A 283-nucleotide genomic window follows, 5' to 3' on the forward strand; every position below is an offset into this window, starting at 1 on the left:
GGTCGGTTCGTCCAGTACGATGATGTCCGCTCCCTGGTACAGCACCTTGAGAATCTCCACGCGCTGCTGTTCCCCGACCGAGCATTGGGATACCCGGGCGGTCACGTCGATCGGGATGCGGTAGCGCTCGCTGAGGGCCCGCACCGCCTCCACCGCTTCCTTGCGCCGGAACAGGCCGGCGCGCTGCGGTTCATAGCCGATGACGATGTTCTCCGCCACGCTGAAATCGGCAAACAGCATGAAGTGCTGGTGCACCATCCCGATGCCGTGTTTGATCGCGTCG

The 283-nt window shown here is 63.6% G+C and carries 1 protein-coding gene; it reads right to left on the minus strand.

Translation table 11 applies throughout. The features are described 5' to 3' along the window. On the minus strand, positions 1-283 hold a 283-nt coding region (locus LD028_RS08840; RefSeq protein ID WP_237811595.1), incomplete at both ends, for an ATP-binding cassette domain-containing protein.

The sequence above is a fragment of the Anoxybacillus sp. LAT27 genome, assembly GCF_022030075.1.
In the GTDB taxonomy this organism is placed as follows: Bacteria; Bacillota; Bacilli; order Bacillales; family Anoxybacillaceae; genus Anoxybacillus; species Anoxybacillus kestanbolensis.